The sequence below is a fragment of the Streptomyces sp. NBC_00663 genome (assembly GCF_036226885.1).
Classification (GTDB): domain Bacteria; phylum Actinomycetota; class Actinomycetes; order Streptomycetales; family Streptomycetaceae; genus Streptomyces.
In genome coordinates this window covers 9,162,923-9,180,035 of the sequence record NZ_CP109027.1, presented here as the reverse complement: position 1 = coordinate 9,180,035, position 17,113 = coordinate 9,162,923, and the positions used below count along the sequence as shown (strand labels likewise).

Annotated in this window: 12 protein-coding genes and 1 pseudogene; 4 read left to right on the top strand and 9 right to left on the bottom strand. The window is 70.3% G+C overall.

The window, feature by feature from the left end; all coding sequences use genetic code 11:
- Window positions 1-167: 167 nt before the first annotated feature.
- The 6 genes from OG866_RS41750 to OG866_RS41725 all read right to left on the bottom strand — a co-directional run bounded on the left by OG866_RS41750 (window position 168) and on the right by OG866_RS41725 (window position 7,756).
- The gene (locus tag OG866_RS41750) at window positions 168-1,175 is read right to left on the bottom strand and encodes a sugar phosphate isomerase/epimerase family protein (RefSeq protein ID WP_329342960.1); all 1,008 of its coding nucleotides are present in this window, start codon (window positions 1,173-1,175) and stop codon (window positions 168-170) included.
- A gap of 14 nt (window positions 1,176-1,189) precedes the next feature.
- Window positions 1,190-2,386, bottom strand: coding sequence for a Gfo/Idh/MocA family protein (locus OG866_RS41745; RefSeq protein ID WP_329342959.1), 1,197 nt, complete (start codon window positions 2,384-2,386; stop codon window positions 1,190-1,192).
- 68 nt (window positions 2,387-2,454) lie between these two features.
- Complete coding sequence (locus tag OG866_RS41740; protein ID WP_329342956.1) at window positions 2,455-3,501, bottom strand: substrate-binding domain-containing protein; 1,047 nt, start codon at window positions 3,499-3,501, stop codon at window positions 2,455-2,457.
- Between the two features lie 86 nt (window positions 3,502-3,587).
- Entirely contained in the window at window positions 3,588-4,616 is a 1,029-nt protein-coding gene (locus OG866_RS41735) for an ABC transporter permease (protein ID WP_329342954.1), read from the bottom strand.
- Complete coding sequence (locus OG866_RS41730; protein WP_329342952.1) at window positions 4,613-6,136, bottom strand: sugar ABC transporter ATP-binding protein; 1,524 nt, start codon at window positions 6,134-6,136, stop codon at window positions 4,613-4,615. The genes OG866_RS41735 and OG866_RS41730 overlap by 4 nt, the downstream gene beginning before the upstream one ends.
- Window positions 6,137-6,574: 438 nt before the next feature.
- On the bottom strand, window positions 6,575-7,756 hold the full coding sequence (locus tag OG866_RS41725) for an ROK family transcriptional regulator (RefSeq protein WP_329342949.1): 1,182 nt from the start codon (window positions 7,754-7,756) through the stop codon (window positions 6,575-6,577).
- Between the two features lie 189 nt (window positions 7,757-7,945).
- Between OG866_RS41725 and OG866_RS41720 the strand changes: the two genes are divergently transcribed.
- The 4 genes from OG866_RS41720 (at window position 7,946) to OG866_RS41705 (ending at window position 12,639) form a co-directional block, all read left to right on the top strand.
- On the top strand, window positions 7,946-9,031 hold the full coding sequence (locus OG866_RS41720; protein ID WP_329342948.1) for a hypothetical protein: 1,086 nt from the start codon (window positions 7,946-7,948) through the stop codon (window positions 9,029-9,031).
- Window positions 9,032-9,054: 23 nt separating this feature from the next.
- Window positions 9,055-9,921 (top strand): DUF3592 domain-containing protein, encoded by an 867-nt coding sequence (locus OG866_RS41715; protein ID WP_329342947.1) that lies wholly within the window; start codon window positions 9,055-9,057, stop codon window positions 9,919-9,921.
- 277 nt (window positions 9,922-10,198) lie between these two features.
- On the top strand, window positions 10,199-11,836 hold the full coding sequence (locus tag OG866_RS41710) for a carboxylesterase/lipase family protein (RefSeq protein WP_329342946.1): 1,638 nt from the start codon (window positions 10,199-10,201) through the stop codon (window positions 11,834-11,836).
- Between the two features lie 125 nt (window positions 11,837-11,961).
- On the top strand, window positions 11,962-12,639 hold the full coding sequence (locus OG866_RS41705; RefSeq protein ID WP_329342945.1) for an SDR family NAD(P)-dependent oxidoreductase: 678 nt from the start codon (window positions 11,962-11,964) through the stop codon (window positions 12,637-12,639).
- 129 nt (window positions 12,640-12,768) lie between these two features.
- On the opposite strand, the gene OG866_RS41700 is transcribed toward OG866_RS41705, so the two are convergent.
- The 3 genes and pseudogenes from OG866_RS41700 to OG866_RS41690 form a co-directional block, all read right to left on the bottom strand.
- A complete protein-coding gene (locus OG866_RS41700) occupies window positions 12,769-13,320 on the bottom strand; it encodes a cyclophilin-like fold protein (RefSeq protein WP_329342944.1) in 552 nt (183 codons plus the stop codon).
- A gap of 17 nt (window positions 13,321-13,337) precedes the next feature.
- A pseudogene (locus OG866_RS41695) lies at window positions 13,338-13,778 on the bottom strand (SDR family NAD(P)-dependent oxidoreductase); the annotation flags it as partial.
- 65 nt (window positions 13,779-13,843) lie between these two features.
- A complete protein-coding gene (locus OG866_RS41690) occupies window positions 13,844-17,038 on the bottom strand; it encodes a family 78 glycoside hydrolase catalytic domain (RefSeq protein ID WP_329342943.1) in 3,195 nt (1,064 codons plus the stop codon).
- Between the last annotated feature and the right edge of the window lie 75 nt (window positions 17,039-17,113).

Below are 17,113 nucleotides of genomic sequence, written 5' to 3'. Positions count from 1 at the left end.
TCGTCTTTGGCCGGAACCCCTTGTGCACGAAGAAGGCGAACTTCTTCCCGGACCAGGACAAAGGAGGATCAGGGCAGCCCGGACCGGCCCGGCGGCTCACCGCTGCCGGGCACGGACCTGGTCGGCTCCGAAGGGGGTAGGGAAGGTCAATCGCAGGACGGCGGTGGCTAGTTGTCGCCCCCGCCGAACGCGGCGTCGAACGAGGTCGACGGGGGCTCGAAGTCGAACCGCTTCAGATGGGCGAGTGCCTCGGGGGCGCCTTGGAGCCGGTCCATGCCGGCGTCCTCCCACTCGACGGAGATCGGGCCGTCGTAGCCGATGGAGCGGAGCATGCGGAAGACGTCTTCCCAGGGGACGTCGCCGTGACCGGCGGAGACGAAGTCCCAGCCGCGGCGTGGGTCGCCCCAGGGCAGATGGGAGCCGAGGCGGCCGTTGCGGCCGTCGAGGCGCTTGCGGGCTTCCTTGCAGTCGACGTGGTAGACGCGGTCACGGAAGTCGTAGAGGAAACCGACCGGGTCCAGGTCCTGCCACACGAAGTGGGAGGGGTCGAAGTTGAGGCCGAAGGCGGGCCGGTGGTCAACGGCCGCCAGCGCGCGCTGGGTTGTCCAGTAGTCGTAGGCGATCTCGCTGGGGTGGACCTCGTGCGCGAAGCGGACGCCCTGGGCGTCGAAGACGTCGAGGATCGGGTTCCAGCGGGTGGCGAAGTCCTCGTAACCGCGCTCGATCATCGCCTCGGGGGCGGGCGGGAACATGGCGACCAGGTGCCAGATGGCGGAGCCGGTGAAGCCGATGACGGTGTCGACGCCGAGGGCGGACGCGGCGCGCGCGGTGTCCTTCATCCGGGCCGCCGCCCGCTGCCGTACCCCTTCCGGGTCGCCGTCGCCCCATACCTCGCCCGGCAGGATCGCCTGGTGGCGTTCGTCGATGATGGCGTCGCAGACGGCCTGGCCGACGAGATGGTTGGAGATCGCCCAGCACTTCAGGCCGTATTTTTCCAGGAGTTGATGACGGGAGGGCACATAGCCGGGATCGGCGAGGGCCTTGTCGACCTCGAAGTGGTCGCCCCAGCAGGCGAGTTCGAGACCGTCGTAGCCGAAGTCCCGGGCCAGGCGGCAGACCTCCTCCAGGGGGAGGTCCGCCCACTGGCCGGTGAAGAGCGTGAACTGACGTGACATCTCGGAGACCCTCCTCAGACGACGACGGGCGTGTAGACGGAGTTCTTCTCGGCGCTCTCCTCCACCGCGGCCAGCACCCGCTGAACCTGCAACCCGTCCGCGAACGACGGCATCGGATCGGTGCCCGTCGCGATGGCCTCGACCAGGTCACGGGCCTGGTGGACGAAGGTGTGCTCGTAGCCGAGGCCGTGTCCGGGCGGCCACCAGCCCTCCAGATACGGGTGCTCGGGCTCGGTCACGAGGATCCTGCGGAAGCCGGCCATGGCGGCGGGCTCCCGATGGTCGTGGAAGGACAGCTCGTTGAGCCGCTCCAGGTCGAAGGCGAGCGAGCCGAACTCGCCGTTGACCTCCAGCCGCAGGCCGTTCTTGCGCCCCGTCGCCATCCGGCTCGCCTCGAACACGGCGAGCGCCCCCGAGGAGAACCGACCCGTGAACACCGCCGCGTCGTCCACGGTCACCGGCCCGCGCCGGGCACCGCCCGACGCGGTCAGACCCGAGGAGGCGCCGTCGAGGCGGGGGCGCTCCCTGACGAAGGTCTCCAGCTGGGCGGAGACGCCGACCAGCGCCTCACCCGTCAGGAACTGGGCGAGGTCCACGATGTGCGCGCCGAGGTCGCCGAGCGCCCCCGACCCCGCGTGCTCCCGCTGGAGCCGCCACGTCAGCGGGAAGTCCGGGTCGACCAGCCAGTCCTGGAGGTAACTGACCCGAACGTGACGCAAGGCGCCGAGCCGGCCCTCGCCGATCAGCCGACGGGCGAAGGTGAGGGCGGGCACGCGCCGGTAGTTGAAGCCCACCATGGCCAACTGGCCCCGCGCACGCGCGGCTTCGGCTGCCGCGACCATGGCCTCCGCCTCGGCGACCGAATTGGCCAACGGCTTCTCGCACAGCACATGCTTGCCGGCCTCCAGCGCGGCGATCGCGATCTCGGCATGGCTGTCGCCCGGGGTGCAGATGTCGACGAGCTGTACGTCGTCGCGGGCTATGAGGGCGCGCCAGTCGGTCTCCGTCGCGGCCCAGCCGTGCTTGTCCGCCGCCGCCCGCACGGCGTGCGCGTCACGGCCGGCGATCGCGGCCAGCACCGGCCGCAACGGCAGGTCGAACACGTGCCCGACGGTGCGCCACCCCTGTGAGTGCGCGGCGCCCATGAACGCGTAGCCGACCATGCCCACGCCGAGTGCCGGCGCTGCGGTCCGACCGTCCCTCTGTTCCATCCGGATTCCTCCTCGTAGGAGTGTCACTGACTCATCGCTGTCTTCGCGGGGCGCTGGGCCCGGCCCGGTCAGATGAAGCCGGTCGGCAGGTACTGGTCGACGTTGTCCTTGGTGACCACGGCCGAGTAGAGGGTCAGCGAGGACGGGATCTCGAACTCGGCGAGACCGCCCACGCCCTTGCCCTGTCCGAGCGCCCGGGCGAGGTCGATGGCGGAGGCGGCCATCGTCGGCGGGTACAGGACAGTCGCCTTGAGCACGCTGTCGCCGGCCTTGATGGCGTCCATCGCGGACTTGGCGCCCGCGCCGCCGACCATCAGGAAGTCGTCGCGCCCCGCCTGGTCGATGGCCCTGAGCGCGCCCACGCCCTGGTCGTCGTCATGGTTCCACAGCGCGTCGAACTTCGACTGCGCCTGGAGGAGTTGGGCCATCTTGGCCTGCCCGGACTCGACCGTGAAGTCGGCGGCCTGCCGGGCGACCTTCTTGATGTTGGGGTAGTTCTTCAGGGCGTCGTCGAAGCCCTTGGTGCGCTGCTGGGTGAGTTCGAGGTTGTCGAGGCCGGCGAGTTCGACGACCTTGGCGTTCTTCTTGTCCTTGAGCTGTTCGCCGATGTAGTGCCCGGCGTTGAGGCCCATGCCGTAGTTGTCGCCGCCGATCCAGCAGCGGTAGGCCTGCGGAGAGGCGAAGACGCGGTCCAGGTTGACGACGGGGATGCCGGCCCTCATGGCCTGGAGGCCGACCTGGGTGAGGGCCTTGCCGTCGGCCGGGAGGATCACCAGGACGTCGACCTTCTTGTTGATCAGCGTCTGGATCTGGCCGATCTGCTGGGCGGTGTCGTTGGAGCCCTCGGTGATCTCCAGGGTGACGTCGGAATACTTCTTCGCCCGGCTCTTGGCGTTGTCGTTGATGGCGTTGAGCCAGCCGTGGTCGGCCTGCGGGCCGGCGAAGCCGATGGTGACCTGCTTGCCGGGCTTGTCGTCGGCGACCGGGGCGTTCTCCGCGGCCGGTTCCTGGTCCTTGGTCTCGTTGCTGGTGCAGGCCGTCAGCAGGGCACCGGCGGAGACGGCCGCGGTGCCGAACAGGAGTGCTCTGCGGCTGGTGTTGGGGGTTCTGGCCATGGCGGATCGACCCTTCGACTGGGCGGTGTGCGGTGGGTGAGGCAGACAGGGGGCCGGACGGCGGTGTCAGGGGCCGCCGTCCGGCGTCAGGAGTCGCCGTGCGGCGAGCGGCGCTGGACCAGCACGGCGGCGACGATGATGGCGCCCTTGGCGATCTGCTGGACAGCGGTCTCGAGGTTGTTCAGGGCGAAGATGTTGGTGATCGTGGTGAAGACCAGCACCCCGAGGACGGAGCCGACGATGGTGCCGCGGCCGCCGCTGAGGAGCGTGCCGCCGATGATCGCGGCGGCGATCGCGTCCAGCTCGTAGAGGTTGCCGTTGGTGTTCTGGCCCGAGCCGGCGAGCACGATCAGCATGAAGGCGGCGATGCCGCAGCACAGCCCGGACAGCAGGTACAGATACAGGCGTTGGCGGCGCACGTCGATCCCGGCGAGGCGGGCGGCCTCCGCGTTGCCGCCGACCGCGACCGTGCGGCGGCCGAAGGTGGTGCGGTTGAGCAGCAGCCAGCCGATGACGGTGACCGCGGCGAAGATCAGCACCAGGGGCGGGACGCCGAGGACGTAGGAGTCACGGGAGCCGAGGTCGAGCACGGACTTGACCGAGACGACCTGGGTGCTGCCGTCCGTGATCTGCAAGGCCAGACCCCGGGCGGAGGCGAGCATGGCCAGCGTGGCGATGAACGGCACCATCCTGCCGTAGGCGATCAGCAGCCCGTTCACCAGACCGCAGCCCACGCCGACGATCACGGCGGTGAAGAGGATGCCCGCGAAGCCGAACTCCTGCGTGGCCACGGTCGTCGCCCACACCGAGGCGAGCGCCACCATCGCGCCGACCGACAGGTCGATCCCGCCGCTGGTGATGACGAACGTCATGCCGACGGTGACGACTCCGATCACGGACGCCTGGGTGAGGACGAGTTGGAGGTTGCTCGTCGCCAGGAACTCGTCCGGTGCGGTGATCCCACCGACGGCGACGAGGACGGCGAGGACACCGAGCAGGGACAGCGTGCGCACGTCCCACCGCAGCCACGGTCGGCGCGAACTATCCCGCTCTCCCGCGGACTTGGCGGCGGGTGTGGGCGCTTCCTGCTGTGCCCGAGTGGCCGGCTGCGTCATGGCGTCAGGCTCCCTTCCATCACAAGATCGAGTACGCGGTGCTCGTCGAGCTCCCAGGCGTCCGCCGTGTGCACGACGCTGCCTTCACGGAGCACCAGCACCCGGTCGGCGAGTCCCAGGACCTCGGGCACCTCGCTGGACACGAGAAGTACGGCGAGGCCCTCGTCGGCCAGCCGGCGGATCACGGCATAGAGCTCCGCCCGGGCACCGATGTCGACGCCCCTGGTCGGCTCGTCCAGAAGCAGCACCTTGCAGCCCCGCAACAGCCAGCGGGCGAGTACGGCCTTCTGCTGGTTGCCGCCGGACAGGGTCCTGATCGCGGCGTCGGGGTTGTCCGGCCGCAGGGACAGTTCCCGTACCGCCCGGTGTGCGGCGGCGCGTTCGCCGCGGCGGTCGATCCAGCCCGCGCGGGCGAACCGGGACAGGGTGGAGACCGACACGTTGCTGCTGACGGACTCCAGCATCAGCAGGCCCTGTGCCTTGCGTTCCTCGGGGGCGAGGCCGATGCCGGCGCGGACGGCGGCCCGTACGCTTCCGGGGCGCAAGGGGGTGCCGTCGACGAGGACTCGGCCGCCGTCGGGCTTGCGAGCCCCGTAGATCGTCTCCAGGATCTCGCTGCGTCCTGACCCGACGAGCCCGGCCAGGCCCACGATCTCCCCGGGCCGCAGTTCCAGGTCGACGGGCGCGAACTCCCCTCGCCGGGTGAGCCCTTCGACCGTCAGCACCGGCTGCCTCTCCTCGGCGAATCCGGCGGCGGGGCGCTCGGGGAAGACGTACTCCACGTTGCGTCCGGTCATCAGGGCCACGACCTCGGTGGTCGGTGTCGACTTGGCGGGCAGCCCGCCCGCGACCGACCGGCCCTCCTTGAGGACCGTGACCCGGTCGCCGATGCGGCGGATCTCCTCAAGGCGGTGGGAGATGTAGATGACGGCGACGCCCTCGGCGGTCAGATCGCCCACGATCCTGAACAGGTTGTCCACCTCTTCGGGGTCGAGTGCCGCCGACGGTTCGTCCATCACGATCAGGCGGACCTCGTGGGAGAGCGCGCGGGCCATGGAGACGATCTGCTGCTGTGCCGCGGACAGTTCACCGACGAGCCGGGTCGGGTCGATCTCCGAGTGGCCCAGCCGTCGCAGCAACCGGGCGGTCGCCGTACGGGCGGCGGAGCCGCGCACGACGAACCCGGCGGCGGTGGGTTCGTGGCCCAGGTAGACGTTCTCGGCGACGGACAGGCCCTCGATCAGGTCGAGTTCCTGGTAGATGGTGGCGATGCCGAGACGCATGGCGGCGATCGGTGACCTGAGGGTCACCGGCTCGCCCTGCCAGGTGATCTCACCGCCGTCGGGCTGGTGGGCGCCGGCGATCACCTTGATCAGCGTGGACTTGCCGGCGCCGTTCTGGCCGAGGAGGCAGTGGACTTCCCCGGGCTGGACCTCCAGGTCCACACCGTCCAGGGCGCGGACGCCCGGGAACGACTTGGTGATGCCGGCCATGGTGAGCAGGGGTGGTTGTGGTGCCATGAAGGATCCCCTCGGCGGGTGTGCTCCGTGAACGGGCAGGCTGGACAGGGGGGTTCGGGTACAGGGGCAGCTCTGGGGAGCCCGGGGGCGTGGTACGCGGATGCGTGGGTGCCGGGGCGTGGCAGGGCAGGGCAGGCCTGACGGCCTGGCGACCAGGTAGCGGTGGCGGCCGGCCGCCGACGACATGCGGCGGCTACGGCGGCACGGGAGATGTTCCTGGAGATGTTGCCGGAAGTGCTGGGTGTGTAGCCGACCGTGTTGCTCGAAGTGTTACTGGGTGTGTTGCCCGAAGTGTTGCTTAGCGTGTTGCTCGAAGTATTACTGGGTGTGTTGCTGGAAGTGTTGGTGAGTGTGGTGCTGGAGGTGCCGCGAGGGCGCGCCGTGGGGTTGCCACGGTACGAGTCGTGGACCGTGTCCGCCGTCGGGGTCGGGCGGCGGTCAGGCGGGTGAGAAGACGTGGTCGCTGATGAGGCGGGCTGCGCCGATGGCTCCGGCGGCGGGTCCCAACTCGCCCAGCACGATGGGCAGGTTGCCCGTGGCCAGCGGCAGGGACTGCCGGTAGACCTGGGTCCTGACACTGGCCAGCAGGGTGTGTCCGAGCCCGGTCACACCTCCGCCGATCACCACCAGACCCGGATTGAAGAAGCTGACGAGTCCGGCGATGACCTGCCCCAGACGCTTCCCGCCCTCCCGGATGAGTTCCAGGGCCACGGCGTCGCCCGCTGCCGCGGCAGCCGAGACATCCGCGGCGCTCAGGCGTCCCGCTGTCTCCAGCCGGGAGGCGAGCTCCGCCGACCGGCCCTCACGGGCGGCCTGTTCGGCGTCGGCGGCCAGCGCGGCACCGCTGAAGTGGGCTTCCAGACAGCCCCGGTTGCCGCACACACAGGCGCGGCCCCCCGGCTCCACCTGGATGTGCCCGATGTCGCCGGCGCTGCCGGTGACACCGCGGTGGACATTGCCGCCGACGACGATGCCGCAGCCGATACCGGTGCCGATCTTGACGCAGAGGAAGTCGCCCACGGAACGGGCGACGCCCGCGTGCTGCTCCCCCATCGCCATCAGGTTCACGTCGTTGTCGACCATCACCGGACAGCCGAGTTCCTGACTGAGCGCCTCCCGCACCGGAAAACCGTCCCAGCCCGGCATGATCGGCGGCGCCACCGGAACACCCTCGGGGAAACGGACCGGACCCGGAACACCGATCCCGGCACCGTCGAAACCCTCCGCGAGCCCCGTCGCCCGCAACTTGGCGGCCATCGCCAGCACCTGCTCGAAGACCGCGACCGGCCCCTCACGCACGTCCATCGGCTGGTTCAGATGCCCAAGGACCTCCAACTCCGCGTTGGTGACGGCGACATCGATCGACGTGGCGCCGATGTCGACGCCGAGGAAGCGCAGTGTCGGCGCGAGCCGGATGTTGTGCGAGCGCCGGCCGCCCCGGGAGGGGGCCAGTCCGTCCGCGACCACCAGCCCGGTCTCCAGGAGCCGGTCCACCTCCACGGCCAGTTTGGACCGCGACAGATCGACCTGATCGCCCAGCTGGGCGCGAGAGTTGGACCCTTTGTCCCGCAGCAGACGAAGCAGTCGTGCCTGATGCGCGTTCTCAGGTCGAGCAGTCATCCGCCGCACGATCCCTCCTCTCCCCTGACCCGTCAGGCTGTCGGAGAGGAACGTAACAACGATTTTCCAGACGTGGAAGTACTTACGCATGAGTAGGGCACTTCTTTTTCCACACTCAGGACAAAGTCCGGGTGCCAAGGTCATCCACCGGTCTGTCGCCCGTCACGCACGACGTGCAGAATCGGCCGCATGACGATCACCGTGAGCGCGCCGCCCACCCGAGGCAGGCCCGCCGACCTCGCCCTGGGGTTCCTGACGGGCGGCGTGATCGGCGCTTCGCTCACCGCCTTCATCAGCGGCTGCGTCGTCGAGGAGGCGTCACTGATCGTCTCGGGGTTGGCGCTGCCCGCGGTCTACGGGCTTGTCCTCTTCCTCGCCACGTTGCCTCGCCGCGCCCGGGAGGCGGCCGTCGTACCGCGTACGGCACTCGCGGTGATCGAGAGCCTGGAGGCTGTCGGGGGTGAGGCCAGCGACGTTCCGGTGCGCTTCGAGCTGTCCGTCGCACCGGACGACGCTCCCGGCTTCCGTGTCGAGATCCGTCAGGACGTCAACCTTGTCGAGCTTGCCGACTACCGGCCGCGCGGCATCGTGGTGGTGGAGTATCCGCCGGACCGGCCATGGAAGGTACGGATCCTGCGGCGGCCGACGCCACAGTGGGAGGAACGGGCGGCCGGTGCGCGCGTCGACTCGGCACCCGGTCCGGCCATGAAGAGCGACTCCCCCGAGGGCTGCGCCGGCGGTCTCCTCACCCTGATCGGGCTGCTGCTCGGCGTGGCCGCCGTGCTCGTCCTTTTCCGCGCCGACCTCTTCGACCGCGACGAGACCACAAGCCCCTCCCCCGGACCGTCCGTCTCCTCCTCGTCGTCGTCCACGACCACAACCACGACCACAGTGACATCCGTGACCGGCACGGTCGCCCTCGGTCCGGGGCAGTCGATGCTCGACGAGGGTGAACTGCGCAAGGCCGTCGAGTCGTTGACGCAGGGACCGGACAAGCGCCGGGCGCTCACCCTGGTCGTACAGGAGCGCCTGCTCACGGTCGTCTTCTCGCCCGGCGACAGGAGCGGATTCGACCCGCGGTCCCTTCCCTACGACCGCATCCCCGCACTGGTCGACAAAGCCGGCACGGGCGTCGACTCCCCGCACAGCTGGCAGCTGACCGCGGACGGAGCGACCGGCCGGCTCATGCTCAGGATCACGGTGACCGGCGACGGAAGTGCGGGGACGCTGGAAGCGGACGCGCGGGGCAAGGTGCTGCGGCGCAGCGGCAGTTGACCGGATCGGCAGGAGGAGGACACGTGGAGTGGGCCGGGTTTCTGGAGCTGTGGTGCGCGCTGTGGGGTGTGGTGGCGCTGGTCGGGTTCGGGATGTCGCTGGCCGGGGTGACCAAGGCACAGCGGACGGTCCGGCTGACGGGGCGCATCGACCAGGTGCGCGAGCCCCGGCACGGCGGATCCCGCAAGGGCGGGATATCGGTGGTCGTCACCTACTCCGACCCGGCCACCGGGCAGCAGGCCACCGTGACGAACGACGGTGAACGCGGCGAGATGATCACCGCGGCGTGGGAGGGCCGGGAGGTCGGGATCAGCCACCCGCGCGGCAGACCTCACGCCTACCGGTTCGCCAACCGCCCCGAGGAGCCCAGCCGGGGACTGGGCTGGCCGACGTTCGCCCTCTTCCTGGTGTACGTCGGTCTGGTGGTCCTCTCCGCTGTCCACTGGGCATGGCCGTGGGCCCTGATCGGCTTCGGCGGCCCCTTGGCGCTCTTCGCCGCCGCACACCTGCCCGCGACGATCCGCGCAAGGAACGACCACACGGCCAAGCTGGCCTCGATGGAGCACACCGAGGGCCGCGTCGTCGCCGTCCTCAGGGACGTCAGCGTCGACCAGGACGACGGCCACACCTACACCACCATCACCCCGGTCGTGGCCTTCACCACCGCCGAGGGCACAGCCGTGACGGCCCACTGCACGTCCCATCTCCCCGACCCGGCCGGTGCGTACGGCCGGGAGGTCACCGTCCACTACACCCGCGCCGACCCGGCCGACTTCACACTCGACCGCGCCGCCGAACACCGCTCGCGGAATCAGGACGTGACGTTCAACGTCCTGACACTCGCGGTACTGGCGGCGACGGGCGTGGCAGGGGTGCTCCTTCTCTTCTGATTCTCTTCTGACGGAGACGAGTTCTCTTCTCGTGGACGATGACCGGTCGGACTCCTTGTGCCGCCCAGGACCCCATGGATAACGTTTCCCAGTCGGGGCGCTGAAGGACCGCCACCGCGCACTGACGCGCCTCACCTGTACGGCTGGGTACGTTTCATGAAAGCGCACGTCGGGACCGCCGCAAGCCTGTACCGAATCGTTTCACTCATCTGACCCGGTGAACCACTGCCGAGGGCAACGGTTTCCGCTGCGCGTGCTCTCCACCCGAGGAGGTCCGATGCCAGGCTCGAAGATGACCCGCAGGACGATGATCGGCGGAGCCCTGTCCGTCGTGGCCGCGACGAGCGTGCCGACGCCGGCCCTCGCGCGCGGTGCGCACCGGACGGACGAGGCGGCCACCCGTTACGGCAGGGTGCGCGGACGGCGTGAGGACGGCATCGTGAAGTTCCTCGGCGTGCCCTATGCCACGCCCCCGCTCGGGGAACTGAGGTTCAAGGCCCCGAAGCCGCCCCGGAGTTGGCGCGGTGTACGCGACGCGGTGGACTTCCCCAACCCGGCCTTCCAGGTGGCGGGCGGCGAAATGGGCCCGAACGGCAACGGCCGGATGCCCGCGCCTTCCGAGGACTGCCTCTACCTCAACATCTGGACGCCCGCCGCGGACCGCGGGCGGCGACCGGTGATGTTCTACAACCACGGCGGCGGCTACATGATCGGCTCCGGCTCCGCCACAGGGCAGGACGGCACCCATCTGGCGCAGCTCTACGACGTGGTGGTGGTCGAGTCCAACCACCGGCTCGGTCTGCTGGGCTACCTGTTCCTGGGAGATCTCGCCGAGGACGACCGGTACGCCGCCAACCAAGGAATGCTGGACATCCTCGCGGCGCTCCGCTGGACCGGGGAGAACATCGAGAACTTCGGGGGCGACCCCGACAACGTGATGGTCTGGGGCGAGAGCGGTGGCGGGGCCAAGACCGCGGCGATCCACACCATGCCGGACGCCGCGCCGCTCTTCCACAAGGCCTCGATCGAGAGCGCCGCGCCGCTGCGCTTCCCCACTCGCGCGGGCGCCACGGCGCGGGCCGAGCGCACGCTGGAGCTCCTGGGACTGACCGTGGCGGACATCCCCGAGCTGCACACGACACCCGCCGAGAGGCTGCTCGCGATCCAGCAGTCCGAGGCCGCGAACGGTGCTCCGCCCTGGGGCGACCCCGGTTCACTCCCGGGCTTCGGCGCCTTCGTCGACGGCACCGTCATCCCGCGCCATCCCTTCGCCGACGGTGCCGCCCCCTTCTCGGCGGGCAAGCCGCTGATGTGCGGCACATGCCGCGACGAGACGGTGTTCTTCAGCCTCTTCGGGCCGCCCGACATCTTCCGGATCGACGAGGCCGGGCTGCGCAGGGAACTGGGCCGCACGTATCAGGGCGCCGAACTCGACCGCGTCATCGACGTCTTCCACAGATCACGGCCCGACGCGACACCCGCGCAGCTCTACTTCGCCATCACCACCTCGCCGATCTGGCGCGACTCGATCAGGATCGCCGAGGCCAAGGCGGCGCAGCAGGCGGCTCCGGTGTTCATGTACCAGCTCGCCTACAAGAACCCGACCCTGGTGCCCGGCACGGACTTCCCCCTCGGCTCGCCGCACGCGTCGGACATCAACCTCAAGTTCGCCAACACCGACAAGAACCTCGACTCCCTCCTCAACGCGGATCAGTCGCCGGGCCGCCTCGCGACCGCGCGGCACATGAGCGGACTGTGGGCGGGCTTCGCTCACCGGGGACGTCCCGTCGCGGACGGGGTGCCGGCCTGGCCGGCCTATACGCCGCAGCGGCGCGCCACCATGTGGCTCGACGCCGAGTGCCGGATCGTCGACGATCCGGACAGGGCGGAGCGGTTGTACTGGCAGCGCGCTTGAGGGTACTCACAATCGGAATGACCTATCCATTTTCGGTGTTATGGTGGACGACAGCTAAGCGGACGGCCCTATCCGGATCGCAAAACGGATAGGGCTATCCATTAATTGCTCCGGAAGGATCACCCGTGACCACCATCGCCATCATCGGCGCCAGCCCTCAGCTGGGCCTCGCCATCGCGCGCACCTTCGGCTCCCGCGGCTTCGACGTCGCGCTCGTCTCCCGCGACCGCGACAAGCTCGGCCGGCTCGTCGACACCCTCACCGCCGAAGGCATCACGGCCGCCGCGTTCCCCGCGGACGTCCTCGACCGCGACGCGCTCACCCAGGCGCTCAAGGACGCCGCAGCGCGCTTCGACGGTATCGACGTCCTCGAGTACTCCCCCGTCGGGACGCTCGGCTCCACCTCCCTCACCACCCCGACCCAGACCGAACCCGGCCATGTGCAGCACGAGATGGAGTTCCAGCTCTACGGCGCGATCGCCGCCACCCGGGCGGTGCTGCCCGCCATGCGCGAGGCCGGCGCCGGCACTCTGCTGTTCACCACGGGCGCCGGGTCCATCGACCCCGTGCCGCAGGTCGGCAACGTCAACGCCGCGGCGGCCGCCCTGCGCAACTGGGTCCTCAACCTGCACAAGGAACTGCACGGCACCGGTGTCCAGGCCGCCCACGTCGGCATCGACGTGTCCATCGGCGTGGCGGCCGTCCCCGGCTTCCCCACCGCCCAGCCGGAGGAGATCGCCCCGGTCTACTGGGACCTGCACACCACCAAGCGGGACCAGGCCGAACTGGTCTTCAGCGGCTGACACCGCACAGGACGCCGTCCGTCGCGTGGCGGACGGCGTGCCGGGTGGGCGGTTCGGGGAGGTTGCGGTGCCCCTTCTCGCTGACGGCGCGGCACGACGGCGGCGACCGCCACCGACACGACCAACCGACTATCGACCACTTGTCTCGATGGTGGCCTCGGTGGCGGTGGCCAGGCGTTCGGTGTCGCCGTTCACGTGGCCGAGGATGATCAGGCCGGCGTCACTGGAGCCGCTGCCGCGGTAGAAGACGGCGAGGTTGCCCCAGGGCGCGTAGTACGCCAGGTCACCGGGTTTCGCTTCGGCGGCCTCCGGGGCGCCGGAGGTGGACAGCCGGCGCGGCAGGTCAGCCGTCTTCTCCGTCTCGTGGAAGTCGCTGAAGGCCAGCGTGAGCGGGAGCAGGGCGGCGAAGTCGCGCGCCGTGGCACTGCCGTTGAGAGTGGCCTCGATCGGGTGGCCGTCGACGGTGAGCCGGATGTCCATGGTGGTGTCCCTGTCTTCGGACGGTGAGGCTGGTGCCGTGGCCGCCGACGTTCCCGGTGACGCGAAGGCGGACGACGCGGAGACGGACGACGCGGAGGGTGACGACCGCGACGGGACCGCCTCGTCGGTGCACGCGGTCACTGCGAGCAGTACGGCGGCGGGAACGGCGCGGGCGAGGCTGGAACGGGTGGTCAGGCGCACGGTGTCTTCCAGAGGCGTCAGTCGGGCAGCGGCTCGGCGTAGTGGCGGAAGCCCTCTCGCGCGAGGTGGATGTCGTAGAGGCGCCGGGCCAACGCCTCGGGGCTGCTGTGCTCGGCGTCGGGCCGGATGGCTCCGGGGATGATCAGCTGGGCGGTGTGGATGTTCTCCGGCGCGAGGGCGTCGTGGAGCATGCGGGCGTAGGCGCTCTCGGCGGCGAAGGCGATCGAGGTGCCGGCCAGGTCGGGGTGGGGGCGCACCGCGCTGCCGCCGTTGACGAACAGCAGGGTGCCGCGGCCGAGTTGCCGCATGCCGGGCAGAACGGCGTTCACCGCGGTGACCGGGCCCTTCACGGAGAAGGCGAGGGGCGCGTCGAGGTCGTCGGCACCCGTGTCGAGGACCGGCCGCATGAAGTCGGCACGAGGGACGGGGCTGTACTGCATGATCTCGATGGGCCCCAGGGCAGCTGGGCGAGCGGGAGGGACGTCAGGTCATGTCCCTCCCGCTCGCCCAACTGCCGTGTCGGTTACCGCTGCTCGCGGGCGATGAACACGTACGTGCCGGAACCGACCCGGTACACGGCCCGGTCGCCGTCGACGCGTTCGAACCTCGCCCCGTCCGGCGTCGGCTCGGGTTTGCCTCCTCGCGTCGGTACCCGGATCTCCGCCGTCGTGTTGGGCGGTACCTCGACCCGCAGGCGGAAGACGCCGTCCGTGCGCGTCCACTCCGACGACACCTCGCCGTAGGGAGTGCGGTAGTGGCCCGCGACGTGCGTCAGTGTGCCCACCGGCCGCGGGTCGATGAGGAGTTCGCGGTAGCCCACGCCCCCGCGGGGCCGGCGGATTCCGGCGAGGCCGCTGTGGAACCACTCCTCGATCTGGAGGAGGATCATGTGGTTCTTGGAGTTGCCCATGTCCCACTGTTCGGGAACGGTCGTCAGCCCGCCCGGGTTGGCCGTCGTGGGCTGCATGAAGTAGCCGTAGCTCGGGCGGGTGTCCTCCTGGAGTACGTCCCACAGGACGTCGTCACGGCCGCCTTCGTGGAGGGCTCTGACGATGGGCGCCAGGCCGATGGTGCCGCCACTGAAGTGCGGTCCCCCGCCGTACGGTTGATGGGCGCGGACCAGCTCGACCAGCGCGTCCAGGACCTTCTCCCGCTCGCCCTCCGGCACCAGCCCCTCGTCCAGTGCCAGCGCCTGTGCGGCTTGGGTCGCTCCGGTGCCGCCCTGGGCGCCCTGGGCGGTGTAGCGGCCGAGGGAGCTGTTGTAGAAGGCGTCGTTGAAGGCCTTCTTGATGTTGGCGGCGAGGCTGCGGTACTCGGCGGCGTCGGCCGTGCGGCCGAGGAGGTCGGCCATGCGGGCCATCCGGTCGGCGACCTGGTGGTAGCCCCAGGTGCCGGTGATACGGCCGGAGGTCTGCTCGCTCGCGATCCAGTCGGCCAGGGCGGCGTCCACGAGGTAGGCGTCCTGGCCGGTGCCCGCCTTCTTGGTGCGGACGTAGGTCAGGAAGGCCTGCATCTGGGGGTAGTGGCGGGCCATCGTCTGCGTGTCGCCGTACGTCTCGTACAGGAACCAGGGCGTCAGGACGATGCCGTCGCCCCAGTTGATCTCGTCACCGAAGCGGCCCGTGTAACCCCAGTCGTAGACCGGCGCCTTGAGCGCGACATTGCCGATGTTGTCGCCCGCCTTGGACTGGCCCTCCGCCAAGTGCCGTTCCATGGTGCGCAGATAGGCGGCGTATCCGAAGGTGCGGTGCAGTGAGGCGAAGGGCTGGAGGTAGTCGGCCGGGTAGGCGAGCTTCTCGCGGCCCGGACAGTCGGTGAACGTCGACATGACGTTGCTCATGATCGAGTGACGGGACATGCGGTGGATGCGGTTGATCCGCTCGTCCGAGGTGCGCACGTCGCCGGCGGTCGGGACGTCGGCGTGGATCTGAAGACCGGTGATCGTGTCACGGGTGGGTGTGTAGCCCTCGGGCAGGCCGGTGACCTGGATCCACTGCATGCCGAAGTAGTGGAACAGCGGGTGCCAGGTCTCGTCGCGGGCCGCGCCGTGGGCGGTGTAGGCGGCGAAGATGTCGGTTCCGCGGGCCGCGCCGCCGCCTCGGACGGATGCCTGGTCGACGGTGCCGTCCGCGCTCAGGGACTCGGCGGGGCGTAGCTTCACGGTGGTTCCGGCGGGTACCGGGCCGTCGAGGTTCAGCTGTGGCCAGCCGGCGAAGTTCTGTCCGAAGTCGAAGACCCAGACGCCCGGTTGGGGCTGGGTGACGTTCACCGGCCGCAGCCTGTCGACGACCTTGAGGGGCTCGGCCGCCCGCCACACCAGCTCGGTGGTGAGGTTGGGGGGCGGGGCGAGGCCGGCGTCGGCCCATTCCATGGCCGTGCCGTCGCGGCGCTCGGCGGTCGCGCTCAGGTCGGCGCCGGGGGCGGTCCAGGCGGGCTGTTCGCGTCGGGCGTCGTAGTCGGAGCCGGAGTACCAGTTGGCGGTGGTCGTAGGGCCGAGGGCCGTCTTCCAGGAGCGGTCGCTGACGATGGTCTGGACGGTTCCGTCGGCCTTGGTGACCTCAAGGCGGGCGATGAGGCGGGGGGTGACCGCTGCGCCGGCGCTGGGGTCGGTGCTCGCGAGCGAGTTGCCCGAGGCGGAGACCGCGGCGCCGGTGGCGTGGTCGCAGGAGAGGGCCGGCTGGAAGGTGAGGGCGGTGCCCGCGGTGTCGATCGCCGTGATCGTCCGTGACTCCAGCCGCGCGCCCCCGTCACCGGTGTCGATGTTGACGGTGCCGCCGACGTGGTAGTTGGCCACGCTGCTCACCTTGACGGCGGTGGCGCCCCGCGGGGCGGCCTCGACCAGGCTGCCGGTGCCCTTGAACTGGCTCTGCCACCAGCTGTACGGGGCGCCCCGCCCGGTCGCGCTGTTGGTCACGGACCGGGTCACCAGTGCGGTGCCGTGGCCCAGTTCGACGCCGAGGGTGTTGTCGCCGATCCTGATGAGGTGCGTGACGTCGTACGCCCGGTACTCGACGGACAGTTGGTAGTTGGAGTTGCCCGGGGCGAGCACCTCGTCCGTGACAGGCCGGTCGTTGAGCCGGGCCACCTGGAGTCCGACACCGGACAGATACAGCCGGGCCCTGCTGACGCCGCCTCCGCGGCCGTCGACGCGGAAGGCGCGGGCGAACACGGGCAGCGGCTGGTCGACAGTGCGTCCGGCGTGCTCGATCCAGCGTGCCGCACCCCAGTCGGCTCGCCGTAGCAGCCCCATCTCCCAGGAGGCCGAGCCGCTCCACGGGGTCGGGCCGCCCTGCGCGCCCCATACCCGCACGCGCCACACGACACGGTCCCGTGAGCCGAGCGCGGGCCCCCGCCACGCGACGTCGGTCTGTGCGGCGGAGCGGACCTTGCCGCTGTCCCACAGCAGCCGTCCCGCGTCGAGGTCCCCTTCCGTGCGCGCCGCCCGGATCTGGTAGGCGCTCTGCATCCACCCGTCGCCCGCGTGGACGACCCGCCAACTCAGGCGCGGCGCCGGGTCGTCGACGCCGAGCGGCCGGTCCTCCCGGCCGTCGATCGCGAGCCCCACGACCCGGGTCCCGCCGCCGCTGTCCTGCGGCTGGGCGTACGCGTTCGGCGCGGCGAGCCCGGGCGCCAGGGGAAGAGCCAGTCCCGCGGCGGATGCCGCCATCGTGCCGACGACCCGTCTGCGGCTCGGCGTGCCGTTCGATACCTCTGCCATGCGAAGTCTCCCTCGTCGGAAGCGATGTGTTTGGAACGTTTCAAGCGTGGGTGTACGGCACTGCCGCACACCCAC